This is a genomic window from Haloterrigena gelatinilytica (assembly GCF_013342145.1).
Taxonomy (GTDB): domain Archaea; phylum Halobacteriota; class Halobacteria; order Halobacteriales; family Natrialbaceae; genus Haloterrigena; species Haloterrigena gelatinilytica.
Window position 1 is genome coordinate 3,425,137 of sequence record NZ_JABUQZ010000001.1, and the last position, 22,470, is coordinate 3,447,606.

The 22,470-nt window shown below is 67.1% G+C and carries 23 protein-coding genes; 11 read left to right on the forward strand and 12 right to left on the reverse strand.

The features are described from left to right. Positions 1–26 precede the first annotated feature (26 nt). The 3 genes from glmM (at position 27) to HTZ84_RS17015 (ending at position 2,537) form a co-directional block, all read left to right on the forward strand. Positions 27–1,391: a phosphoglucosamine mutase gene (gene glmM / locus HTZ84_RS17005; protein WP_174681762.1), complete on the forward strand. Its 1,365-nt coding sequence runs from the start codon at positions 27–29 to the stop codon at positions 1,389–1,391. A 322-nt stretch (positions 1,392–1,713) separates the two neighbouring features. Continuing rightward, positions 1,714–2,205, forward strand: a complete 492-nt coding sequence (locus HTZ84_RS17010; protein WP_254611771.1) for a calcium-binding protein — start codon at positions 1,714–1,716, stop codon at positions 2,203–2,205. 2 nt (positions 2,206–2,207) lie between these two features. Beyond that, on the forward strand, positions 2,208–2,537 hold the full coding sequence (locus tag HTZ84_RS17015; protein WP_174681764.1) for a hypothetical protein: 330 nt from the start codon (positions 2,208–2,210) through the stop codon (positions 2,535–2,537). A gap of 33 nt (positions 2,538–2,570) precedes the next feature. Here HTZ84_RS17015 and HTZ84_RS17020 read toward each other — a convergent pair whose 3' ends face one another. The 3 genes from HTZ84_RS17020 to HTZ84_RS17030 form a co-directional block, all read right to left on the reverse strand. Next, a complete protein-coding gene (locus tag HTZ84_RS17020; protein WP_174681765.1) occupies positions 2,571–4,397 on the reverse strand; it encodes a site-2 protease family protein in 1,827 nt (608 codons plus the stop codon). A 147-nt stretch (positions 4,398–4,544) separates the two neighbouring features. Next, complete coding sequence (locus tag HTZ84_RS17025) at positions 4,545–5,054, reverse strand: HPP family protein (protein ID WP_174681766.1); 510 nt, start codon at positions 5,052–5,054, stop codon at positions 4,545–4,547. A gap of 155 nt (positions 5,055–5,209) precedes the next feature. Continuing rightward, positions 5,210–5,623, reverse strand: coding sequence for a universal stress protein (locus HTZ84_RS17030; RefSeq protein ID WP_174681767.1), 414 nt, complete (start codon positions 5,621–5,623; stop codon positions 5,210–5,212). A gap of 146 nt (positions 5,624–5,769) precedes the next feature. Between HTZ84_RS17030 and HTZ84_RS17035 the strand changes: the two genes are divergently transcribed. Further along, positions 5,770–6,834 (forward strand): hypothetical protein, encoded by a 1,065-nt coding sequence (locus tag HTZ84_RS17035; RefSeq protein ID WP_174681768.1) that lies wholly within the window; start codon positions 5,770–5,772, stop codon positions 6,832–6,834. Positions 6,835–6,976: 142 nt separating this feature from the next. On the opposite strand, the gene HTZ84_RS17040 is transcribed toward HTZ84_RS17035, so the two are convergent. The 4 genes from HTZ84_RS17040 to HTZ84_RS17055 all read right to left on the reverse strand — a co-directional run bounded on the left by HTZ84_RS17040 (position 6,977) and on the right by HTZ84_RS17055 (position 10,560). Further along, a complete protein-coding gene (locus HTZ84_RS17040; RefSeq protein ID WP_174681769.1) occupies positions 6,977–7,315 on the reverse strand; it encodes a hypothetical protein in 339 nt (112 codons plus the stop codon). A 290-nt stretch (positions 7,316–7,605) separates the two neighbouring features. After that, positions 7,606–8,781 (reverse strand): DUF7118 family protein, encoded by a 1,176-nt coding sequence (locus tag HTZ84_RS17045; protein ID WP_174681770.1) that lies wholly within the window; start codon positions 8,779–8,781, stop codon positions 7,606–7,608. A 6-nt stretch (positions 8,782–8,787) separates the two neighbouring features. Continuing rightward, positions 8,788–9,162 carry a phosphoribosyl-AMP cyclohydrolase gene (gene hisI / locus HTZ84_RS17050; RefSeq protein WP_174681771.1) on the reverse strand — a complete coding sequence of 125 codons (375 nt, stop codon included), beginning with the start codon at positions 9,160–9,162 and terminating at the stop codon, positions 8,788–8,790. Between the two features lie 261 nt (positions 9,163–9,423). After that, positions 9,424–10,560 carry a CARDB domain-containing protein gene (locus HTZ84_RS17055; RefSeq protein WP_254611772.1) on the reverse strand — a complete coding sequence of 379 codons (1,137 nt, stop codon included), beginning with the start codon at positions 10,558–10,560 and terminating at the stop codon, positions 9,424–9,426. Positions 10,561–10,895: 335 nt separating this feature from the next. Here HTZ84_RS17055 and HTZ84_RS23295 point away from each other — a divergent pair, with 335 nt between their 5' ends. Beyond that, positions 10,896–11,024, forward strand: a complete 129-nt coding sequence (locus tag HTZ84_RS23295; protein WP_449271943.1) for a DUF7577 domain-containing protein — start codon at positions 10,896–10,898, stop codon at positions 11,022–11,024. 31 nt (positions 11,025–11,055) lie between these two features. Here HTZ84_RS23295 and serA read toward each other — a convergent pair whose 3' ends face one another. Then, entirely contained in the window at positions 11,056–12,642 is a 1,587-nt protein-coding gene (gene serA / locus HTZ84_RS17060; protein WP_174681772.1) for a phosphoglycerate dehydrogenase, read from the reverse strand. Positions 12,643–12,735: 93 nt separating this feature from the next. Beyond that, positions 12,736–14,577, reverse strand: a complete 1,842-nt coding sequence (locus tag HTZ84_RS17065) for a hypothetical protein (RefSeq protein WP_309138878.1) — start codon at positions 14,575–14,577, stop codon at positions 12,736–12,738. Between the two features lie 761 nt (positions 14,578–15,338). On the opposite strand from HTZ84_RS17065, the gene HTZ84_RS17070 reads away from it, so the two are divergent. From HTZ84_RS17070 to HTZ84_RS17085, 4 genes are all read left to right on the forward strand, one after another. Beyond that, on the forward strand, positions 15,339–15,920 hold the full coding sequence (locus tag HTZ84_RS17070) for a calcium-binding protein (RefSeq protein WP_217468236.1): 582 nt from the start codon (positions 15,339–15,341) through the stop codon (positions 15,918–15,920). A gap of 2 nt (positions 15,921–15,922) precedes the next feature. Further along, positions 15,923–16,252 (forward strand): hypothetical protein, encoded by a 330-nt coding sequence (locus tag HTZ84_RS17075; RefSeq protein WP_174681774.1) that lies wholly within the window; start codon positions 15,923–15,925, stop codon positions 16,250–16,252. 113 nt (positions 16,253–16,365) lie between these two features. Further along, complete coding sequence (locus HTZ84_RS17080) at positions 16,366–16,869, forward strand: hypothetical protein (RefSeq protein WP_174681775.1); 504 nt, start codon at positions 16,366–16,368, stop codon at positions 16,867–16,869. 137 nt (positions 16,870–17,006) lie between these two features. After that, positions 17,007–17,792: an MOSC domain-containing protein gene (locus HTZ84_RS17085; RefSeq protein ID WP_174681776.1), complete on the forward strand. Its 786-nt coding sequence runs from the start codon at positions 17,007–17,009 to the stop codon at positions 17,790–17,792. A gap of 85 nt (positions 17,793–17,877) precedes the next feature. Here the strand turns inward: HTZ84_RS17085 and HTZ84_RS17090 are convergent, their stop codons facing one another. Continuing rightward, positions 17,878–18,777, reverse strand: coding sequence for a DMT family transporter (locus HTZ84_RS17090; RefSeq protein ID WP_174681777.1), 900 nt, complete (start codon positions 18,775–18,777; stop codon positions 17,878–17,880). 158 nt (positions 18,778–18,935) lie between these two features. Here HTZ84_RS17090 and serB point away from each other — a divergent pair, with 158 nt between their 5' ends. Continuing rightward, a complete protein-coding gene (gene serB, locus HTZ84_RS17095) occupies positions 18,936–19,586 on the forward strand; it encodes a phosphoserine phosphatase SerB (protein ID WP_174681778.1) in 651 nt (216 codons plus the stop codon). Between the two features lie 218 nt (positions 19,587–19,804). Beyond that, on the forward strand, positions 19,805–20,203 hold the full coding sequence (locus HTZ84_RS17100) for a hypothetical protein (RefSeq protein WP_174681779.1): 399 nt from the start codon (positions 19,805–19,807) through the stop codon (positions 20,201–20,203). Positions 20,204–20,323: 120 nt separating this feature from the next. On the opposite strand, the gene HTZ84_RS17105 is transcribed toward HTZ84_RS17100, so the two are convergent. Both HTZ84_RS17105 and metX read right to left on the reverse strand, forming a co-directional pair. Beyond that, positions 20,324–21,139, reverse strand: coding sequence for a hypothetical protein (locus HTZ84_RS17105; protein WP_174681780.1), 816 nt, complete (start codon positions 21,137–21,139; stop codon positions 20,324–20,326). 118 nt (positions 21,140–21,257) lie between these two features. After that, positions 21,258–22,469 carry a homoserine O-acetyltransferase MetX gene (metX, locus tag HTZ84_RS17110; protein WP_174681781.1) on the reverse strand — a complete coding sequence of 404 codons (1,212 nt, stop codon included), beginning with the start codon at positions 22,467–22,469 and terminating at the stop codon, positions 21,258–21,260. Position 22,470 lies beyond the last annotated feature (1 nt).

Here is a 22,470-nt window from a genome sequence, read left to right on the forward strand (position 1 = left end):
GAGGGGACCCATACGACTAGCGCGTGATGCAAGTGTTCGGATCGAGCGGAACGCGCGGCGTCGCCAACGAAGAGCTGACGCCGGCGTTCGTCCTGCGCGTCGCGAAAGCGGCCGGGACGGCGTGGGGGGTCGACCGGGTCGGTATCGCGCGCGACACGCGATACACCGGACGGATGCTGGCCGACGCGGCCGCGAGCGGACTCGCGAGCACGGGGACGGACGTCGATCGGCTGGGAATCCTGCCCACGCCGGGTGCGCAGGCCTACGCCGAGCGAGAGGGGATCCCCGTCATGGTGATCACGGCCTCGCACAACCCGCCCCAGTACAACGGCGTCAAACTCGTCGGCGGCGACGGAATCGAGCTCGCGATCACGGACTTAGAGGAGATCGAGAACGTGTTGCTCGCGGAGGCGTTCGACGTCGCCTCCTGGGACGAGACCGGCCGCGTCCGGGAAGTCGACGGCGTGCGGGCGACGTACATCGACGAACTGCTCGCGGCGGCCGACTACGAGACCATCGCCGACGCCGAGCTGACGGTCGCGCTCGATCCCGGCCACGGCGCCGGCGCGATCACCAGCCCCGAGTTCCTCCGCGAGCTCGGCTGTCGCGTCGTCACCGTCAACGGCCAGCCCGACGGCCACTTCCCCGGCCGAGATCCCGAACCCGTCCCGGGCAACCTCGATGACCTCGGGGAGCTGGTCCGGGCCACCGACGCCGACGTCGGCATCGCCCACGACGGCGACGCCGATCGGGCCATCTTCTTCGACGAGACCGGCGAGTACGTCGAGGGCGACGCCACCCTCGCCGCGCTCGCCGCCGCCGAACTTGAGCCCGGCGACACGACCGTCTCGGCGGTCAACGTCTCCCAGCGGCTCGTCGACGTCGTCACCGAGGTCGGCGCCGACCTCGAGCTGACGCCGATCGGGTCGACGAACATCATCACCCGGATCGAGGAACTCGAGGCCAACGGCCAGCACGTACCGATCGCGGGCGAGGGCAACGGGGGGATCTTCTTCCCCGACTTCCGGCTCTCGCGGGACGGCGCCTTCACCGCGGCCCGCTTCCTCGAACTCGTCGCCCAACGGCCGGTCAGCGAGATCGTCGCCCCCTACGGCGGCTACGCCAACGTCCGCCACAACGTCGAGTACGAGTCGACGGCCGAACGCGACGCGATGCTAGACGCCGCGGCCAACCACGCTCAGTCGGCCGACGCCGAACTCAACACGCGGGACGGTTACCGGCTGGATTACGGCGACGCGTGGGTGCTCGCCCGCCCCTCCGGCACCGAACCGCTCGTCCGGATCTACGCCGAGGCCCGCAACGGCGACCGCGCCCACGAACTGGCCGACGAGATGTACGAGACGCTGACCGACGCGAAGGCCGAGGCCTGAATCGACTGCCCCTTCTCGTTCGAATCGCTTCCCGGGTCGCGTTTCGCGACGTGCGCGGTGAGTAGAGCGGTATATTAAGTCAGAGATAGTGTATCGTCGCGCACACATTCCGCGCGGACCGCTTGTATCACACCGTGAACGAGGATCGCAGCGTGACCGAATATCGAAAGATGACTTGATGAGAGTCGTTCGCCAATGATCACGTGCCCATCGACTACGCCGAACACGGTGGGATCAGTGCGTGGAGAAGAGCCGTACGACGGGCGACAGGGACGGAATCATGGCCAAACGCGAATCAATAGGCGACCCGAGACGGTCGTTCATGGCGAAAGGGGTCCTCGCGGCAGGGGCGCTGACGCTCGGAGCGACGGCGTTCGGGACAGCCACGGGGAGCGCACAGCGAGAGCAAACGGCGGTCTTCTCGAATAAGTACTATCCCGAAGCGAGCTTCGACGTCGTTTCGCCGCTCCAGACGAGTGCGACGGTCGAGATACTACAAGCGGACGGGGAGCCCGTGCCCGAGATCTCCCAACCTGACGAGTGGACCGGATACATCATTCGCTACGACATCGGCGACGTTCGGGAGGCGGGCATCACGACGTTTCTATTCACGCGCGGACAACGACTGAGCGCCGGTAGCAGGGGTACGATCGGTGAAGACGCGTCAGTGCTGAGTTCCCAGTTGAACCTGCTCAGTACGTCGGTTACCGAAGAGACGGAGACCGGACCGCAACCGCTCGAGGAGGACGAGATCGACGCCTTCGAGGAAGCGATCAGGGACGATGACGACGACCCCGAGAACGGAGGTGAGTAACGATGACACAGGATACCAACGGACGAACGCTCGTCTTCTCGTACGACTACAAACCCGGCTCGGAGTTCGAGACGATCGCACATCTGCAACCGGGGACGACGATACGGCTCCTCCGGACCGTCGACGGGGAGACTGTATCGGAGATCTCGCAACCGGACGAGTACACCGGTCACGTGATCCGGTACGAATCCTCCGGCGGGGCGTTGGAGCCGACGACGATCCTGTTCGTCCGCGAGGGGCGCATCAGTACCGGCGAAAGCGCGTCGTTGGATACCGACGCGTCGATGTTCAGTTCGCGACTGAATCTCCTCGCCACGACGGTCGAGCGGTGATCTCCAACTACTTTTCAGCGACGGGACGAGAACTCAGCCGAGGAACGGACTCGAGAGCACCAGCAGGATCGCGACCACGACGACCGCGCTAGCGCCGACCATCGCCGCGGTCGCCGACCTATCGGGCCGCTCGAGTCCCGCCCTCGAGCCGGCGGCCTCAGCGGTCGTCCGGAGGAGTTTGCCGCCGTCGAGCGGATAGCAGGGGATGCAGTTGAACACGCCGACCAGCAGGTTGAGCCACCAGGTCCAGAAGAGAACGTTCGCCGCGGCGAAGACGCCACCGCCGAGAACCGAGAGCGGCCCCGTCACGGCGTAGGCGTTCGCGACCGACCCGACGAAGCCGCCGAAGTTCGCCGTCGAGAAGCCGTCGATCAGCCCGGCGAAGGGGAGGGCGAACGTCGCGAACCCGCGCTCTACGGGCGACGATCCGAGCCCGTCCGCGACCGGCTGGCCCCGGAGGACGCCGAGGTGTTGTGCGCTCGGATGCGGATCGACGCCGAGGTCGGTCACCGTCGTCCCGCCGGTTCCCGGCACCGTCGTGATGCCGAGGACCGCCTCGCCGTTCCGGTCGCCCAGCGTCACTGCGTACTCCCGGCGCTCGCCGTCGACGACGGCCTCGAGCGAGACGGTCTCACCGGGGGCGGCGTCCGCGAGCGTCTCGCGGAGGTCGTCGCTATCGACGATTCGCTCGCCGTCGAGGCGCGTGACGACGAGCGAACGCGGGTCGCCGTCCGGATCGGGGACGCCGGCGGCCGAAAGCGGGCCGTCGGCGTCGACCGCAGCGACGGCCGCGCCGGCGACGACCGTCGTGGAACCGTCCTCCGCCTCGAGCGTCGCGACCGTGCGGTTCTCGAGGGCCGCGCGGAACTCGCGTTCGGTGTGGACTGGGGTGCCGTCGACCGCTGTGATCGTGTCACCCGGCTCGAGTGCGTTCGGTTCGTCGTCGGTACTCTCGTTTACCACCCCATTCGCCCCCGTTTCCGTTCCCTCGAGCGCGCTGGTGACGACGACCGATCGCTCGAGCGTGACGGTCTCGGCGTCGTCGCGGCCGCCCGCGACCGTCAGTTCGACGCTCCCGTCGGTCGCGTCGAGGGCCGTCCGCAGGTCGTCGGCGTCGTCGATCGGCCGGCCGTCAACGGCGGTGACGACGTCGCCGCGCTCGAGGCCGGCCTGATCGGCCGGCGTTCCGGGGTAGACGCCGCCGACGGCGGCGCCGGAGACGGCGGCGATGGAGGTGGAGACGAGCAGGAACAGGGCGAGGAACGCGACCAGCGCCACCGCGAGGTTGTTCGCGATCCCCGCGGCGTAGATTCGGTTGCGTTCGGCCGTCGAGGCGTCGGCCTCGTCGATGCCGACGAAGGCGCCGAACGGGACGAGGGTGACGAAGATCAGGCCGGCCGACTCGACGGCGACGTCCTCGACGCGAGCGAGCAGGCCGTGGCTGAACTCGTGGACGACGACGGCCACGGCGAGGCCGACGAGGATCGCCGGCGTCGCCGCCAGCGGCAGGAAGTCGTTGACCCCCGGAATCGCCAGCACGTTTCGCGGCTGGTTCACCTGACTGGCGGCCTCCCGCGTCAGCGCGACGTAGGCGGCGAACAGGACCACGGCGGTCATGACGACGAGCAACAGCACCGCGAGGGCGACCCCAGCGCCGGTCCACCGCCGCCAGACGCGCCGGTAGCGCGGGCGGGCCAGCCGGTCGAGCGCGCCGAGCCCGTTTTCCGTCTCGAGGGTGACGACCGGTCCCCAGACGCCGACCCACGCGGGGAGGCGTCCGCGGGACTCGAGCGCCATCGCGACGGCGGTGGCGCCCGCGGCGACGAGACCGACCAGGAGCAGCGTCGTCAGCGCGTCCACCGCCGAACACCTCCGCGCGTCGAGCCGACCGCTCGCGGTTCGATTCTCCCCGCCCGTCTGCCCCCGGCAGCCACCCGCATCGTGTTCGATATCGAGAACGTATCGATACCGTATCAATACCGCGGTCGCGCGGTCGCCGCCGTCGGTCTACGATCGGAGCCGGTTCCCGTACCGCGCGCCGACCCGCTCGGTCGCCAGCAGGAGTTCGTGGGCGACGACGAGCACGACGACGGTGGCGACGATAAACGCCCCCTCGAGGGGAGTCGAGAGCAGGCCGAGCGAGACGATCAGCGTCGTCGCGCAGGCCGGCGGGTGGCGGGTCTCGGTCCAGAGCATGCCGCCGGCGGTCAGCATCGTCGCGACGACGCCGCTCGCGCCGAGTCTGAGCCCATCGAGGGAGCCGGGCTCGGTAACGGCCGTCATGGCGATCCCGCTCGCGAGCAAGTGGTAGACCGCGAGGCCGGCGACGACGCCGATCGCGTGGCCGCCGATCACCCGCCGGGGGGACGTCGCATCGCTGTCCTGGAACAGTGCCAGCACGAACGCGGACGGACCCAGACTCGGGAACAACATCGGGAAGCCGGAGAGCCACGCCAGCACCGCGGTCGTCGAGAGCAGGAGTCCAGTGTGAAGCGTCGTCCCCAGCCGGTCGTCCATGACTCGTCCTTACGTCTTCGCCGGAAAAACACCCGCGATTCGATAAACGGCCGGTTCTCGAGGTCGCCGTCGATCGACAGCGGACGGACGTTCGGTTTTCCGACTGGAACGACGCGGAACGGGTATCGCTGAACGGGGCATCGAATCCGATCCGGCTAGGGAACGATCGTCACCGGCACCGACGCCTGCCGCGTGACGGCCTCGGCGACGCTGCCCAGCAGCATCCGGGAGACGCCCGACCGCCCCTCGCTGCCCATCACGATCTGGTCGACGTCCGCCTCGCGGGCGTGCTCGAGGATCGCCTCGGCCGACGTCCCTTCGATGACGGCCGTCTCGACGGTTCGATCGCGCTCGGCGGCGATCGAACGCACGTCCGCGAAGAAGTCGGGTTCGTCCGCGTCGGCCTCGCCGCCAGTCGTCACCGGCGGTCGGCCGCCGTACCCCGCCTCGAGTTCGTCGACGACGTGAACCACCGCCACCTCGTCGTTCGGAAACACCGACAGCGCGTGCTCGAGGGCCGCGCGGGCCGGCTCGGAGTCGTCCATCGGAACGAGTACGCGTCTGGTCATACCGGCGCTACGACGGCCGGCGCCTTCAGTCGTCGCCTCGAGTCCGGCGTCGGCGACGGTCGGTCCGAGTCGCGGGTGCTCGAACACGCGCGGAGCGAGCACCGTCCGTGCGTACACTTTTCTGCCGCTGTATCGACGGCACTGGCATGAGCGCGGGCGAGTCCGGTCTCGACGAGGACGAACGGATCGACGCGGCGGTGAGTCGGAGCGATCTCGTTCACGAGCGGCTCCGCGAGTCACCGATCAAGCGGTGGGTGTTGCTCGACGGGAACCGATACGCGATCGCGGGACTGTTCTCTCTCGTCGTCTTCGTCGCGTGTGCCGGCATCGGCTTCGCCGGGTACATTCCGGTCACCGATCCCGACACGGCGACGACGCTCGTCGCGGCGATCGTCGGCGGGACCCTCCCGTTCATCACCATCGTGCTCGCGATCAACCAGCTGGTCCTCTCGCAGGAACTGGGCTGGCCGGGCGACCTCTCCGATCGGTTCGAAGAGATGGTGACCTTCCGCCGAGAGATCGAGTCCCTGACGGAAACGCCGGTCAGTCCGGCGGCGCCGGCCGATTTCCTGCAACTCGTCGTCGATACCGTCGTCGAACGGACCGAACGGCTGGAAGCGGTCGCGGAGCAACTCGACGATCCGAACCGCGCTGCGGTTCTCAGGGGGTTCGTCGAAGCGGTCGAGACCGAAGGCGAACTCGTCTCCGCGTCGCTCGAGGGGTCGGACTTCGGGACGTTCGACACGCTGTCGGCGGTGCTCGGCCGCTTCAACGGATCCCACCTGTACGCGGCCCGGCAGCTGCGAACCCACTACGCCGACGCGCTCTCGGACGACGCCCTCGAGACGCTCGACGCGATCGTCGAGTTGCTCGGCCAGCTCGCGATCGCTCGCCAGACGTTCAAGACGCTGTACATGCAGTACGAACTCGCCCACCTCTCGAAAGTGCTGCTGGTCGTCGGCTTTCCGACGCTGCTCGGCGGTGGCATCTTCATGATGACGTACTCGACGATCATCGAGACCGTCGGAACGGCGTCGGTGCTCGTGCTCGTCGTCAGCGGCGTCGTCACCTTCGTCTTCCTCCCGTTTACCGTTCTGCTGGTCTACACGTTCCGGATCGCCTCGATCGCGTCGCGAACCGCCGACTTCGGCCCGTTCGTGCCGCGCGTGGACTTCGACGAAGCGGCCGAACTCGAGGAGGAGCAGGAGTGACTCGATCGGCTATTCGCTCAGTTGCTGCGTTGGAAAGTCAGGGAAACCAGTCGAAACCGAGCGCCCTGCTTTCGTGGCAACAGGGGATCGGCGCGGTCTGTTCCAAGATGGGTCTCCGTTAAGACAGCCACGAGAGAAGTTTTTAACGCGAATCCTGAGCTCGGTCTCCCAGGAACCCGACACCGACGAGTCCAAGGTAGAGTAGATTCGTAAACGCCTCGCTCCCTCCCCAGACGAGGTAACACCCATAGCCGCCACCAATCGCGATAAGGAGAGCTGCTATCGTCGGAACAGTCTGATTTCTGTGTCGGTATCCTGCACTCGCGCCGTATACTACTACCGCAATCTGAATAAGAAACCGGAGGGCCAATACCGATTGTCCATTATCGAAGACTGATCCTAGTAATAGGATGATGACTATGAGTATGTACCCTCTTTTCAGCGTCGACTTCCAGTTTGTGAGATACTTATCGGCCATCATATGAACTCACCTCTACCATGTTATTAAATACAACGTGCTTAGAATAGAATAAAATCTCCCAAAAACCGATGGTAAACGTGCTCGGAGGAGGTATTTCGTTCGATGTCTACTGTTCGTATTGCTAGCCGTCGTGGGGATTATCACCGCTCAAGAGCGCACTACGGCGCTCGGAACGATTCCACCTCGAGCGTCTATTCTTCCAGCAGTAGTGGCTCCAGTCGCAGCCCAGACGTGCGTATCCGGCAACAACTCCGACGAGAACTCGAGCGACAACGATCGAGCGGGGTCAACTAAATCGGATCCTCGACCTCGAGGGCCGCTTCCAGTCGCGCCCGCTCGTCTCGCAGCGACTCGAGTTCGTCGGCGACCCGGCCGTCGGCCAGCCGCTCGCGCTCGGCGGGGGAGAGCCGTGCGACCGCCTGCGCCGCGGTCTGGAGCCGATCGTACTCGAACTCGGGATCGGTCGCGAGCCGCCGGATCGATCGCAGTTTCGCGACGACGTCCTCGCCGGCGACGCGCTCGACGAACGGGCGGCACTCGCGGACCCGGTGGCGGAGCGCGCCCGCCTCGCCCGGCGGCCACGGGATCGTCAGCGGGTCGGCGTCGATCCCGTCGAGGAACGTCTGCTGGGTCGCCACCCGGCGCTTGAGTTCGTCCGCGCTCGAGACGTAGTGCTCGAGTTTCGACCGCGAGTAGTTCGCGTACTCCAGGAGTTCGGGAATCGTGTACTCGCCGGCCGGATCCTCGCGGACGTAGGTCGCGAGGTCGTCGGGGGGCTGCTCGTAGTCGACGAAGGGGTACCAGCGACTCCGCTCGAGCAGGTCGAACACCTCGCGAGCCGACGCCTCGAGGCGGTACTCCTCGAAGGCCGTCTCGATCGCCTCGTTGTAGGCGTCGATCGGCTCGCGGAGTTCCGCGACCGGCGCCTCGAGGTCGGCCTCCCCGAGTTCGACCAGTCGTTCGCGCTCCGAGATTTCGTTGCCGAGTTCCCGCCGGCGCTTCGCGGCGGCGGTTCGGGCCTCGTCGATCGCCTCGCGGGCGGCCTCGCGTTCCTCGAGCAGTTCGGCGTACCGGGCCGCCGGCTCGAGGGCCTCGTGGGCGCGCTCGAAGTCCGACTCGCTGAGGCGGCGCTTGTCGATCGCGTCGAGAGCCTCCTCGAACGCCTCGTAGCCCTTCAGATCGTCGGGTAGCTCCGAAACCAGCGAGTCGAACCGCCCCTCGAGTTCGACGTAGGCCTTGAAGTTCTCTCGGCCGGTGCCCGTCGCTCGATCGACGTACTCCTCGAGCAACTCCGTCGCGTCCCGGTAGGCCTCGGCGGCCTCCGCGACGGCGTCGCCGCCCGCGTCCTCGATCCGCTGGTCGGCCTCCTCGAACCGCCTGCGGGCCCCCTCGAGGGCCTCGAGGGGAGACCGTCCCGCGGACCCGGTTCCGGCGGCGTCGCCGCCGCGATGGGCGCGTTCACTCATGGTCGGTTACTCGTCGCCGTAGACGTCGTCGGGGTCGTAGACCGCTTCGCCGACGTTTTCGCCCTCGATCGTCCGGTAGAAACACGACCGGTGACCGGTGTGGCAGGCCCCGCCCTCCTGCTCGACCAGGTAGAGCAGGGTGTCGGCGTCGCAGTCGACGCGCACCTCCTCGATCTCCTGGACGTGGCCGCTCGTCGCGCCCTTCTCCCAGAGTTCGTCGCGGCTGCGCGAGTAGTAGTGGGCCCGTCCCGTCTCGCGCGTGCGCTCGAGGGCTTCGGGGGAGACGTAGGCGAGCATGAGCACCTCGCCGGACTCCGCGTCCTGTGCCACGGCGGGGACGAGTCCGTCCTCGCCGAAGTCGACCGAAACGTCGTCGTCCATGTACGGGCGGTTGGTTGGAAGGGCGATAGGTCTTTTGCCGCGGCCTCGCCCGCGGCCGCTCGAGAGCGGCGTACCGGAGGACGACGGCGGTAGACTCGAGGGAAACGGGCCGCTGCGGGCGGCCGAACGGCGACGTGCGCACGAGGCGTCCGCCGGAGGTCCCAGCTGTCGATAGCATCACGTCCCGGTACGCTCGAGTACGGTTTCAGAAACGGGGCGGATTCTTACGCCGCGGGAATCGGTCGGAAGCCGCGCTCGCAGTTACTGGGCGCCGCGGACGCGTACCGTCTGCTGGTCCGAATCGTCGGCCGTCTCGACGCGAACGGGGAACTGCTGGTCGGACGCGACCGGCGGCGTCTGGTAGCTCATCGTGAACGTCGTCCGTTCGCCGGCCTCGAGCGACACCGACCGCGATTCGACGGTCGTCGGATCGTGGCCGACCACGAGGTCGACGGTGGCAGAGCCGGCGGCGCCGCCGGTGTTCCGGACCTCGACGGTCCCCTCGAGGTAGCCGCCCGCGTCGACCGGGGAGTTGGTACTACGGATCGAGACCGCGAACGACGCCGCGGCGTCGTCGGCGGACCCGCTATCGTTGCCATCGGACCCGTTATCGTCGTCGGCGGACCCGCTATCGTCGCCGTCGGACCCGCTATCGTCGTCGGCGGACCCGCTATCGTCGCCGTCGGTGTCGTTCTCATCGCTGTCGTTGTCGCCACCGCCGCCGGCCTCGGCCTCGAGTTCGCTGAGACAGTCCTCGGCGTGCGGGTTCGACGTCGTCGGAGCGCCCGCGGCGTAATCGGCCTGTTCGGTCGTCAACGACGTGATCACGGTGCCGACGCCGCCGTAGTCGGGAACCGTGACGACGATCTCGTCGCTCCCCTCGGAGACGCCCGCACCGCCGCCGATCTCGAACGCGACCGTGCCCGAGAAGGGCGCGTCGACGTCGTCGCCGAAGACGACGCCGTCTTCGATCACCGTGTTGCCGAAGAGACCGTCGTCGTCGTAGAATCCCGTGCTCGCGAAGGCGACGTCGCCGTCCGCGAACGATCCGGACACCGTCGCTCGCTCGCAGGATTCGAACGACGTCGTTCGCCCCGACGGATCGTCGGCCTCGTTCTCGTCGCCGTCCGTTTCGTCGGCGTCGTCCCCAGTCGAGTCGTCGGACTCGTCGGGCTCCGAATCGGCCGAGGACTCGTTGCTGTCGTTCTGGCTCCCGTTCCCGTCGGTGCCGGGATCGCTCGAGCGGCTTCCCTCCTCGTTGTCGTTTACGTCGATGTTCGCGTCGTTCGCGCCGTCGCCGTCGGTTCCGTCGTCACCGTCATCGGTCCCGTTCCCGGTGAGACAGCCCGCCATTCCGACGCCGACACTCGTCGCCGCGATGAATTTCCGACGATTCATATCGGGAAGCGCAATATCCCGGCTCATAAAAATGTATGCTACCCGTCATATCCGATCACAATCATCGGGTCGTGAACGTCTCGAGATGGTGAATCGATATCGACCGCCGACGCGGCGGGATACGGTATCGGTACCCGCCGAAAAGAGCGGCGCTCGCGGTTGCATCCGGGAATGGGACAGTCGGACGGACTGAGCGGCGATTCGACCTCCCAACGGGCGTGAGTACGGCGTCCGACGGCACCGACTTGACTGAAGTATGATGGGTTCCCCGTGCGGGGGACGGGCTTGCAAACGTCAGCGCGTCGGGTATCACCCTCGAGGGCTGAACACCGACGATGAGTTCACAGAGACAGCTCGAGAAACCGGTCACCTGTCGCGTCTGCGGAACGGAAAACGATCACTGCTACACGTACTGTCGGAACTGTCTCCAGACGCTTCCCGCGAGAGCGGACGCGAAGCCCTGAGCCGCGAACCGACGACTCCCGGTCGACCGGCTCAGGCCTGGCCGTTCAGCGTGATGTAGTTGAGGCCGATGATGCGCTCGTCGGCCTCGAGTTCCTCGCGGGCTCCGTCGGGGATCTCGCTGTCGACGTTGTAGACGGTCAGCGCCTCGCCGCCGATGGTCTCGCGGGCGTTGAACATGCCGGCGATGTTGACGTCGTGCTCGCCCATCACGGAGCCGATGAGGCCGATGACGCCGGGCTCGTCGGTGTTGCGCGTGACGACCATCTTCCCGTGGGGGATGGCGTCGACGCGGTAGCCGTCGACGCGGACGATCCGCGGGTCGTCGCCGGCGAAGAGGGTGCCGTCGACGGAGACCTCGTCGTCGTCGTTGCTGACGGTCACCGAGATCAGGCTCTGGAAGTCCGCGGCCTGTCGGGTCTTGGACTCGGTGACGTCGACGCCCCGATCCTCCGCGATCTGGGGCGCGTTGACGGCGTTGACCTGCCACTCCAGCGGTTCGAAGACGCCCTTCAGGGCGCTCGCGGTGACGAACTCGACGTCCTCGTCGGCGATGTCGCCCTCGTAGGTGATCTCGACGTCCTCGATGCGACCCTCGAGCAGCTGGGCCGCGACCTTGCCCGCGGTCTCGGCGATGTCGATGTAGGGCTCCAGACGCGGGAACGCGCTCTCGTCGATCGAGGGGGCGTTCAGCGCGTTCGCGACGGGTTCGCCGGCGAGCGCGGCGTTGATCTGGTCGGCCGTCGAGGTGGCGACGTTCTCCTGAGCGGCCTCCGTCGAGGCGCCGAGGTGGGGCGTGACGATGATCTCGTCGTGCTCGAGCAGCGGCGAGTCCGCCGACAGCGGCTCCTCGGCGAAGACGTCGAGCGCGGCGCCGGCGAGGGTGCCGTCCTCGACCTTCGCGGCGAGGGCGTCCTCCTGGATGATGCCGCCGCGGCCGACGTTGACGATGTAGCCGTCCTCGAGGAGGTCGAGTTCCTCTTCGCCGATCATCCCCTCGGTCTCGGGGGTCAGCGGCGTGTGGATCGTCAGGAAGTCGGCACGAGCGAGGCAGTCCTCGAAGTCGACGAGTTCGGCGCCGAGTCGGTCGGCGCGCTCCTCGGAGATGTAGGGGTCGAAGGCGACGATGTCCATGCCCAGCGAGTCGAGCTTCTTGGCGACCTCCTGGCCGACGCGGCCGAGGCCGACGACGCCAAGCGTCTTGCCGTCGAGTTCGGCGCCGAGGTAGTCGCTTTTCGCCCACTCGCCGTTCTTCAGGCGGATGTGGGCCTGCGGGATCGAGCGCGCGGTCGCGAACGTCATCGCGACGGTGTGTTCGGCCGCCGCGCGGACGTTGCCCTCGGGAGCGTTGGCGACGATGACGCCCTCGTCGGTGGCGGCGTCGATGTCGATGTTGTCGACGCCGATACCGGCGCGGCCGACGATCGCGAGCTCCTCGGCGGCCTCGAGCACTTCGGCGGTGACCTCGGTCCCGGAGCGGACGATCATGCCGTTGGCGTCCGATACCGCCTCGAGGAGATCCTCGCCCTCGAGCTCGTAGCCTGTCTCGACCTCGTGGCCGGCGTCTCTGAGTACGTCCAGACCCGCGTCGGCGATCGGATCCGTGACCAGTACTTTCATGCGCGAGACAATCGTGCGCAGCACGTAAACCCTTCCGTTGTTGCCAACGGGGGCAAAAACTACCGCTTCGACGAGACCGACTCGCGGGACGGTTCAGTAGCCGGACAGTCGCATCGTCGCCTGCGTTTCGAATGACGTGGTCCCGGTCGGGTGGGGGAGTCGCGCCGTCGCGGCCTCCAGCAGGAGCCAGGCGACGACGCGTTCGCCCTGGATCGGCTCGTCGCCGATGTACTGCGCCGGATGGACGAACGCGGTTTCGATCTCCCGGTTCTCGAGTCGCTGGGCGCCCGGTATCTCCCCGGCGCTGCGGCGGACGACGACGACCTCCATGCCGTCCTCGAGCGGAACGCCGATCGTTTCCGGGCCCTCGGGGTTGGAAAACCGGACGGCCGTCCCGGGCTCGCCGACCAGGTAGAACTCCGTTTCCGGCGTCGTCCACTCGGCGCCGTCGGAGCGTTCGATCGCGACGCCGTCGGTGGTCCCGGGGGTGACGTCCATCGCAACCGTTGCGATCGAGTGATGGGGAACGCCGTTCTCGCTCGCGTCGCCGTCGACGACGGCGCCCGGATCGGCCTCGACATCCGTTTCGGCGTCTGCAGACACTCCGTCAGCTATCGTGGCCGCATATTCGGTACCGAACCCCGGTCCCTGGCGGCGCCAGATCGGAACGACCGTCCCGTCCTCCCAGAACTCCGTGGCGAGTTCGTGACTGGACTGCCCGAACCGGTAGCCCGAGCGGTGGTCCCGACCCTCGGCGCCTCGAGCGCCGGTCTGATAGTGGGCTCTGAACCGGAATCCGGCCGGTCGGTCCGCGCCCCCGGGATAGGTCACGGTACCGAGCAGTCCCGGTCCGCCGACTCCGACGCTGTGGACGTCCCAGACCAGTACGTCGCCGCTGAACGCGGACTCGCCGTCCGGAAAGAACCACTCCAGCGTGTTCTCGCCGTCGCGTTCCGGGAGGCCGTAGCCGCTGAAAGTCACGGGTGACTCGAGGCTCGCGAACACCGGGCGCTCCCGAAACTCGGCGGCGATCTCGACGCCGTGGGCTCCCGAGTCGTCCCACCCGATTCGCCACCCGTCCCGATCGAACGGCTCCGGCGGGTCCTCGATCCGGTGGCCGCCGTCGACCGCGGTGTACCACGGTCGCCGCTCGAGCGGGACCGACGGAACGGTTCCGAGGACGGTGTCGTCCGCCGGCACGATGGTCGCCGCCAGTTCGTGCGGCGGAACCTCGACGAACCGTTCGACTCGCGTCACGTCACTCACGTCTCCGACGTCGTCGTTCCGCACGTCGAGATCGACGACCACGGCGGTGATCGCTTCGCCCTCGTCGACGAACAGGACGATCGGGATCACGCCGCCGCGTTCGATCTCGCCGGTCGCGGTGATCGATTCGGCGACCGGCAGCGACGGAAACCAGTCGTTGCCGTCGGCGTACTCCTGTACGCGGGCGTCTTCGAGGATCCGTCGGAGCCGCGCTTCCTCGAGCCCCGCGTCGTCCGCCTCCCAGGCCCGCCACGAGACGTCCTGCGGGTCAGTGATCGTCAGCGCGGCGAGGGAGTCGGTCCGGCGATCGACGAGTCCGTACGCGATCCGTCTGTCGACGGCCGTGACGTCGACGACCCCCTCGTCGAGACCGCCTTCGATTTCGACGTCCGGACTGCCCTGCACGCTGACCGCGTCGAGGGAGTTCGTGTACGGATCGTACGCCTCGTAACTCGAGCGCATGTCCTCGGCGACCGCGTGGACCTCCGGATCGGAGAGGAGCACCTCGAGTGCGCGCCGCTTCCGGTAGGTGTAGAGCGTGTGGATGATCTCGGCGTCGAAATCCCGAGTCGAAACGAGTCGAGCGTCGGGGAACTCGCCGCCATCGTCCTGGGCCGACGAGATCCCGCCGATCGCCAGCAGCCCCGCGCTGCCGGCTGCCGTCGCCACGAATCGTCGACGGGACACGCCTCGAGGGTGCGGTCGGTTGACATTGCTATCCAGTACCATGCTCCGGCGCAGTTGGATGACTGGCTGGATAAATGATGCTACCGTTCGAAACGCAGCGTCCGATTGCGCCGTCCGGATCGAGCGGTGATCGCGAACCACCCGGCGACCGGTCCGCACCGGCGCTCGGCCGGTTCACTCGTCGCCCGTCTGTCGAGATTCCGGACGATCTGGCCGCGGCGCGGATCGACGAAGCGGAACCGTTCGGTCGGAAGGTGACGATTTCCGTTACAGTCGCGACCGCGAGTCGGTGCGTATTCGATGACGGACAGGAACGGATCGATCCGGCCGAACGATCTCGCTCGAGACGCGGACCGTTGCGAGATCAATCGCCGCATATCGCTGTATTTCGGCGCGTAGAATATCGTTGATCGCGAGCCTGCGTCCGTTCAACGGGCTGTCACCCGCGGCAGTAACTATTTCCTCGAACGGACGACGCAATCAGCTGTTTGCTCGCGCGAGGCGATCGTTACCCGGGCCTGTCAGAACCAGCTATCCGACAGATTGGACCAAAAAACTCCTTTATATTCCAGATCCATCATACGAACAATAGCGTTAGACGTACCAGATTACCGGATACTGTCGAAACAACCACTGAATACTGCTACTCATATTAAATTGATGGATACTAGAAGGAACGGTCGGCGGCGTTTATCTGGCAACTCGGGCAAGGATTGTGCGCCCACGAGGGCGTGAGAGCAAAAATGAGTGAACAAGACACGACAGGCGACTCGAGGCGATCGTTCATGGCGAAGGGTGCACTCGCGACGGGTGCGCTGACGCTCGGAACGGGCGCCTTCGGGACGGCCACAGTCGGAGCACAGGGAGACCAAGTAGCGGTCTTCGCGAACAATTACTATCCCGGCGGGAACTTCGACGTCATCGCGCCGCTTCAGACGAGCACGACCGTCGAGATACTGCAGCTAGAGGGGGAGACCATTCCGGAGATCTCCCAGCCCGACGAGTGGTCCGGTCACATCATCCGATACGACATCGGCCAGCAGTCGGGGATCACGACGTTCCTGTTCGTGCGCGGCCAGAGCCTGAGCTCCGATGACAGCGGGACGATGGGTGAGGAGGCTTCGGTGCTGAGTTCCGATCTGAACCTCCTCAACACGACGCTGGGAAGCACTGGAGCTACGACCGATACCGACACGACCGAGGACACCGGGGACGTCGTCCAAGAGGAGAACGGCGACGTGATCCAAGAGGAGAACGGCAACGTCACGGAAGAGGAGCCCACCACGACCGGAAACGACACGACCGCCGATATGGGAGGTGACTGACAATGGTGCAAGACGACGGCGACGGACAAATACTGGTCTTCACGTACGATTACGAAGCCGGCGAGGACTTCGAGGTCATCTCGCAGCTCGAAACGAGCACGACGGTGCAGATCCTCCAGACCGCCGACGGCGAGGCCGTTCCGGAGATTTCCCAGCCCGACGAGTACGTCGGCCACGTCGTGCGGTACCAGGTCGACGGCGGTCCGGTGAGTCCCACGACGCTCATGTTCATCCGCGGCGGGACCATCAGTAGCGGCGAGAGCGCGACGCTCGGCGAAGAAGCGACGATGTTCAGCCCGACGCTGAACCTCCTCTCGACCGACGTCTCGTAGCGCTTCCGTCGCGTACTCCTCCGTCGATTATTTTTGATCGGGTTCGGGAAGCGGGTCCGGATCGACGCCGGTGGACGAACGACCGACAGAGACCGCCACTACCACACCGTCACATGACCGCCGAACGGAGTCAGAATCAGTCGAACGAGTCGTCGGCCGCAGCGGGCGAGTCGTCGAACGCATCGAAAGCGCGGATCGGCACCGCCAGTATCGTCGTCGTCGGTACGTCCGCCTCGATCGAAGCCACCGACGTCGAGACCGAGTCGTCCGAGGCGGACGCGCAGTCCGAAGACCGTCATCTCGTGCTGGTATCGCTCGACGACTACCGGCCGGGGTTGACCGTTCGCCTCGTCGATCGGCTGCCGGCGACGACCGTCGTTCGGCTTCTTCGAACGCCCGACGGCGAAACGGTGCCGGTCCTCACGCAACCCGACGAGTACGCGGGCTACGTCGCTCGCTCGACGCTCGAGGGCGGGGCGGTCGGAACCACGACCCACCTCTTCGCGCGCGAGCAACTCGAGACGGACGCGGAGTACGAACTCGTCGGCGACGCGCAGGTGTTCAGCACGCGGCTGAACCTGTTTCGGGTGACCGCCCGTCGCGTCGGCGAGGAGTAACGCGACGGGGAGCGCCCGCCGGCGGCCCGATCGAACCGTCGTCCGAGCGATCGGCTACCGGCGCCGACCGGCGGGCCGTCGCCGCCGATGACGTTCGAACGAACAACTATATGTGCGTCTCGTGTCACATTCTGCTAATGGCACGACTCGAGCGGCTCAGGGTCTATCCGATCAAGGGACTCGACGGTATCGAACTCGAGACCGCCGAACTCCTCGAGGGCGGCACGCTCGCGTCCGATCGGGAGTTCGCCCTCTTCGACGCGGACGGCGAGGTGCTCAACGGGAAGCGGACGGATCGGGTCCACGACCTGCGGACCGATTTCGATCCGGAACGGACCGAACTCTCGGTCGAAGCGCCCGACGGCGAACGGGTCCGGTTCGACCTCGAGACGGAAACCGGCCGCGACCGCGCCGAAGAGTGGTTCGGCGACTTCTTCGAGGAAGACCTGACCCTCGAGCGCGACCGGTCGCTGGGCTACGTCGACCGCCGCGAGATGGGGCCGTCGGTGATCAGCACCGCCACGCTCGAGACCGTCGCCGACTGGTTCGAAGACGAGGGAATGACCGTCGAGGGGGCCCGCCGGCGCCTCCGCGCGAACGTCGAGATCGGCGGCGTCGAGCCGTTCTGGGAGGACCGCTTCGTCGGCGAGGACGCTCCGGCCTTCGAGGTCGACGGCGTCCGGTTCGCGGGCGTCACCCCCTGCGGTCGCTGCGTCGTCCCCCGACGGGATCCCGAGTCCGGCGAGCCGATCGAGGCGTTCCAGCAGCGATTCGTCGAGAAACGCGAGGAAACGTTCCCCGACTGGGCCGACGCGGACGCCTTCGACCACTACTACACGGTGATGCTCATCTCTCGAGTGCCGGAAGCCGACCGCGGCGAAACGCTTCGCGTCGGGGATCCCGTGCGCGTCGTGGAAACCTAGTCACCGTCCACTTCGGAGACGGCGCCTCCGATCCCGTCCGCGCATCCGGACCTCCCCTCTCGAGCGACTCGGCTCCTCGGGGAGTTCAGAGCGTGATCAACGCGGCGCCGACGACGATCAACGCCGCGCCCGCGACGACGCCCTTCGTCACTCGCTCGATGTCCCGCAGGAGGACGGCGGCGAACACCAGCGTGAAGAAGGGCGCGGTCGCCACCAGCGGGTCGACGAGCGCGATTCGACCGCTTTCGAGGCCGAGCGCGGTCATCAGCGACAGCATCGCGACGGCCGTCAGGAGGCCGCTGCCGGTAAAGTAGCGGTACGATTCCCGCGGACGCTCGAGCGCATCGCGACCGCCGACGGCGAAGACGTAGGCCACCAGCGCGACCAGCCCGGCCGTCTCGTTGAGCGCCACCGCTTCGAGCGCCGAGAGCGGCGTCTCGAGCATCCCGTACCGGCGCGCGACGTTCGCGACGGCGAAGGTCGCGGCGGCGGCGATCGGCCACAGCAGGTCCCGGGGCGTCCAGCCGCTCAGATCGCCGCCTCTCGAGGCGGTCAACAGGGCGAGGCCGGCCACGAGGACGACGATTCCGACGCCGGTCACCGGGCCCAGCGGTTCGCTCAGCCAGGTCAGCGCGAGGAGGGTCGCGAACAGCGGTCGGGTGCTGAGAATAGCGCTGTTGAGGCTCGCCCCGACCCTGTCGACGCCGACGAAGATCGCGATCCGGCCGACGGCGGTGCCGACGACGCCCGCGAAGGCGAAGACGGCCAGGATCTCGAGGGTCAGTTCCGAGAACGCCGACCGTCCGTGGAGCGCGGCGATGACCAGCCAGTAGATCCCCGAGTCGACGAGGGCGACGACCAGCGACGCCTGCACCGAGTCGCCGCCGGCGGCCATGCCGCGCTTGTCGAAGATCGGAGTGAACCCCCAGAGGATCGCCGGGACGAGCGCGAGCGCGAGGACCTCGAGAGTGGTGTTCGTCGTCATCGGCTCGGCTCACCCGGTCGTAGTCGCGTCATCGAGGGGTTCGAACTGGGAGGGGACGACGGGAGAGCGTTGCGGTGGCGGGCGACCGTTCGGAGGACCGTCGGGGAGCCGCGGCGAAACCTGAACTGGTTTATCCGGGGGCCGACAATCGGCGGGCGATGACAGTCGTCGCTTTCGACTTCGACGGGACGCTTTCGGACTCCGAGATGACCGTGTTGCTCGGCGATCGCCGCGACGTCGCCGACGAAATGGCCGAGATCACCGAGCGCTCGATGAACGACGAGATCGACTACGCCGAGAGCCTCCGCAAGCGCGCGGCGCTCCTCGAGAGCCTGCCGGAAGCCGATGCCGAGGCGGCCTTCGGTCAGGTCGAACTCCGGGCGGGCGCCGCCGACCTCATCGCCGAACTGAACGACGCCGGTATCACCACCGCGATCCTCACCGGCGGCTTCGAACGCGGCGTCGCCGCCGCGCTCGAGCGCGAGGACGTCGCCGTCGACCACATCGTCTCGAACCGACTCCCGATGCGGGACGGCGAACTCACGGGCGCCGTCGAGGGGCCGCTCATCGAGGGCACCAAGGACGACGCGCTCGAGGCCCTCGCCGACGACGTCGGCGCCGACCTCGAAGACACCGTCGCGGTCGGCGACGGCGCCAACGACCTGCCGATGCTGGAAGTCGCCGGCCTCGCGGTCGGCTTCGAGCCGAAACCGGCCGTCGAACCCCACTGCGACGTCGTCGTAACCTCGATGGCCGAGGCCCGCGAGGTCCTCCTCGAGGAAGGCGTCCTCTCGGAGCGCGGCGAGTAACGGCTCGTTTCTCCGATTTCGACCGCGTCGCTCGGACGACTACGCCTCATTACCAGGTCGTATTACTCGAGAGCGACCGCTGAGTCGACCGAATTCAACACTATCGATCATGCCGGTATCGGACCCGAGCGCGAACAATCACGGATCGACGAATGTCCACCATAACGGCCGATTTCAATACCGAGAGGGTTTTAACTCGCGATCGAGTAAGTACTTGTATGATGTGGCAAGACTTCATCTTCATGATTGGAAGCGGGCTCTCGATCATCTTCCTGGCGCCGACCCTCCGCGACGCCAGCGCTCGCGTTCCCCTCGGAACGAGCCTCCCCTCGATGGCGATCGGGTTCGTCTACGGCGTGACCTTCCTCAGCCTCGGCATGTCGAACTCCGCGATGGGGTCGCTCGCGGCCGGCACGATGTGGGCCCTGATCGCGATGATCCGCTCGCCGACCGGGATGAGCATCACGGGTCGGCTCCTCCGACTCGAGAGCCCCGTCCTCTTCGCGAGCGATCTCCGGCGCTGGCTCACCGGCTCCTCGACGTCGAACCCCAGCCAGTTCGTCCCGTCGGACGCTGATCACCAGTACCGCTCGTCGACCGACGGCTCCGCCGACTAATTCCTTCGCTGTTTACACGATTCCGTCGGGCGTCTGACGACGAGTGTACCGCACCCGAAGAAGCGTATCGATCGATTCGAAGCTGCGCCTCGTCGATTCCGAAACGCTGCGGTCGCGATCCTACAGCTGATCGACCTTCGCCGTCAGTTTCTCGAGCGCGTCCTCTCGCCGAGCGGCGACGCCGCCGAGCGCTCCGAGGACGACCGGCACGATGAGACCGGCGTAGAGGATCGCGTCAGTGATCGACGGTCCGAACTCGATCTCGGAGGTGACGTGGCCTTCCGAGCCGAGGTAATCGGCGGCCTCGAGGCCCGGCACGGCGCCGGCGCTGAACTCGCCGCCGACGAGTGCCTCGACGGCGGGGCCCTCGGAGAAGGTGTGCGTCATCACGAGCGCGGCCAGCAGCGCGAACGCGAAGTACGGAACGGCGACGGTTGCGCCGGCTTTCGCCGCCTCGACGGCGTCGTCGGCCGCCGTGTGCCGGGCGACCGCGTAGCCGGCCGCGGCGACCCCGCCGACCGTCACGAGAAACAGGAACAGCGTCGACATCGAGAACGCGCCGCTGACGGACGCGGCGCCGTGGTTCGGAACGCCGCCGAGCGACGCCACTTCGCCTTCGGCCTCGAACCCGGTGCCGAACGTGCTGAGATAGCTCCAGCCCGCGGCCTTCCAGGAGGCGACCATCTCCGTGACTACGAGCGAGGCGTCCTCGCCCTCGCCGACCATGCCGGCGGCGGGCGTGGATCGGGCCGTCGCGATGGCCGTCAGGAACAGGTGGGAGAGGTACGTCGCGATCAGGGTGATCGCCCCGAACACCGCCCCCTGTTTGATCGGCAGCTCGCTGCCGCCGGCGTTGGCTCGTTCGACCGCCGGCTGCTGTGCCGACCGGTCGTCCGTCTGTTCGTCCTCGTACTCGAGTTGCCTCTCGTCTGCCATCGGCGACACATCAAACAGAGAGATATTATAAGTTACGGCACTGTAGTAGCAGATATCAATATCTGAGCTGGATAAACGGCGCGTATCGGTGAATTAACTGACTACCGCGCCGAACGTATCACTCAGAAAATAGGCTCGTGTGAACCGGCGCGAACGACTCGGACTCGACCGGCTCGTCCTCGCCGGCGGTGTCGGTGATCGCCCGTCCGGCGAGGCCGGTCTCGAGCAGGTCCGACAGCGGCGGCCCGACCTTCTCGGGCTCGACGAGGAAGGCGTCGTGGCCGTGGTCGGACTCGACGACGTGGTGGGCGACGTCGACGCTCGACTCGCGGGCGGCCTCGGCCAGCGCCTCGGCCTGCTCGGTGGTGAAGTGCCAGTCGCCGGTAAAGGAGAGCAAGAGGAGTTCCCCCTCGAACGCCGCCAGCGCGTCGGCGTCGGACTCGTAGCCCGCCGAGAGATCGAAGTCGTCCATCGCGCGGGTCATGTAGAGGTAGCTGTTGGCGTCGAACCGATCGACGAACTTCTCGGCCTGATAGTCGAGATAGGACTCGACCTCCCGGTAGGGGAAGAAGGCGGCCGCGGGGTCGGGCTGCTCCTCGCGGACGGTCTCCCGGCCCGCCGAGCGCCGGCCGAACTTGCGGCTCATCGAGGCCTTCGAGAGGTACATGATGTGACCGATCTGGCGCGCTCGAGCCAGCCCGTCCTCGGGCTCGGGGCCGTCGTAGTAGTGGCCGCCGTTCCAGTTCGGATCGCTGGTGATCGCCCGCCGGGCGACCGTATCGAGCGCGAGACACTGCGGATCGAGACGAGCGGCCGAAGCGACGACGCCGGCCCGCTCGACGTCGTCCGGGTACCGGCGCAGCCAGTCGAGGACGTTCATCCCGCCGACGCTGCCGCCGACGACCGCGCGGAGCCGGCCGACGCCGAGTTCGTCGAGCAACTTGCGCTGGGACCGGGTCCAGTCGCCGACCGTGACCGGCGGGAAGTCGGTCCCGTAGGGCTCGCCCGTCTCGGGGTTCTCGCTGGACGGCCCGGTCGTCCCGTAACACGACCCGGGCGCGTTCGCACAGACCACGTAGTACTCGCTGGTGTCGATGGCCTTCCCGGGGCCGACGACGTCGCCCCACCAGGCGCGGGCCTGACCGGCGGTGTCGCCGCCCGAGTCGGGACGCCGTGCGACGTGGGAACTCCCGGTGAGCGCGTGGCAGATCAGCACCGCGTTGTCGCCCGTAAACTCGCCGTAGGTCTCGTAGGCTACCTCGAGGTTCGGGATCGATTCCCCGGAGAGGAACTGGAACTCGCCGAGGTCGATCGTGTCTTTGGTCGTCATA

Coding starts and splice junctions, on each gene's coding strand:
- HTZ84_RS17090 (WP_174681777.1), bottom strand. CDS start 18,777: ATGACGACGAACACCACTCTCGAGGTCCTCGCGCTCGCGCTCGTCCCG.
- HTZ84_RS17100 (WP_174681779.1), top strand. CDS start 19,805: ATGATGTGGCAAGACTTCATCTTCATGATTGGAAGCGGGCTCTCGATC.
- HTZ84_RS17085 (WP_174681776.1), top strand. CDS start 17,007: ATGGCACGACTCGAGCGGCTCAGGGTCTATCCGATCAAGGGACTCGAC.
- HTZ84_RS17015 (WP_174681764.1), top strand. CDS start 2,208: ATGACACAGGATACCAACGGACGAACGCTCGTCTTCTCGTACGACTAC.
- HTZ84_RS17045 (WP_174681770.1), bottom strand. CDS start 8,781: ATGAGTGAACGCGCCCATCGCGGCGGCGACGCCGCCGGAACCGGGTCC.
- glmM (WP_174681762.1), top strand. CDS start 27: ATGCAAGTGTTCGGATCGAGCGGAACGCGCGGCGTCGCCAACGAAGAG.
- HTZ84_RS17055 (WP_254611772.1), bottom strand. CDS start 10,560: ATGAATCGTCGGAAATTCATCGCGGCGACGAGTGTCGGCGTCGGAATG.
- HTZ84_RS17070 (WP_217468236.1), top strand. CDS start 15,339: ATGAGTGAACAAGACACGACAGGCGACTCGAGGCGATCGTTCATGGCG.
- serB (WP_174681778.1), top strand. CDS start 18,936: ATGACAGTCGTCGCTTTCGACTTCGACGGGACGCTTTCGGACTCCGAG.
- serA (WP_174681772.1), bottom strand. CDS start 12,642: ATGAAAGTACTGGTCACGGATCCGATCGCCGACGCGGGTCTGGACGTA.
- HTZ84_RS23295 (WP_449271943.1), top strand. CDS start 10,896: ATGAGTTCACAGAGACAGCTCGAGAAACCGGTCACCTGTCGCGTCTGC.
- HTZ84_RS17010 (WP_254611771.1), top strand. CDS start 1,714: ATGGCGAAAGGGGTCCTCGCGGCAGGGGCGCTGACGCTCGGAGCGACG.
- HTZ84_RS17105 (WP_174681780.1), bottom strand. CDS start 21,139: ATGGCAGACGAGAGGCAACTCGAGTACGAGGACGAACAGACGGACGAC.
- metX (WP_174681781.1), bottom strand. CDS start 22,469: ATGACGACCAAAGACACGATCGACCTCGGCGAGTTCCAGTTCCTCTCC.
- hisI (WP_174681771.1), bottom strand. CDS start 9,162: ATGGACGACGACGTTTCGGTCGACTTCGGCGAGGACGGACTCGTCCCC.
- HTZ84_RS17035 (WP_174681768.1), top strand. CDS start 5,770: ATGAGCGCGGGCGAGTCCGGTCTCGACGAGGACGAACGGATCGACGCG.
- HTZ84_RS17025 (WP_174681766.1), bottom strand. CDS start 5,054: ATGGACGACCGGCTGGGGACGACGCTTCACACTGGACTCCTGCTCTCG.
- HTZ84_RS17075 (WP_174681774.1), top strand. CDS start 15,923: ATGGTGCAAGACGACGGCGACGGACAAATACTGGTCTTCACGTACGAT.
- HTZ84_RS17040 (WP_174681769.1), bottom strand. CDS start 7,315: ATGATGGCCGATAAGTATCTCACAAACTGGAAGTCGACGCTGAAAAGA.
- HTZ84_RS17080 (WP_174681775.1), top strand. CDS start 16,366: ATGACCGCCGAACGGAGTCAGAATCAGTCGAACGAGTCGTCGGCCGCA.
- HTZ84_RS17030 (WP_174681767.1), bottom strand. CDS start 5,623: ATGACCAGACGCGTACTCGTTCCGATGGACGACTCCGAGCCGGCCCGC.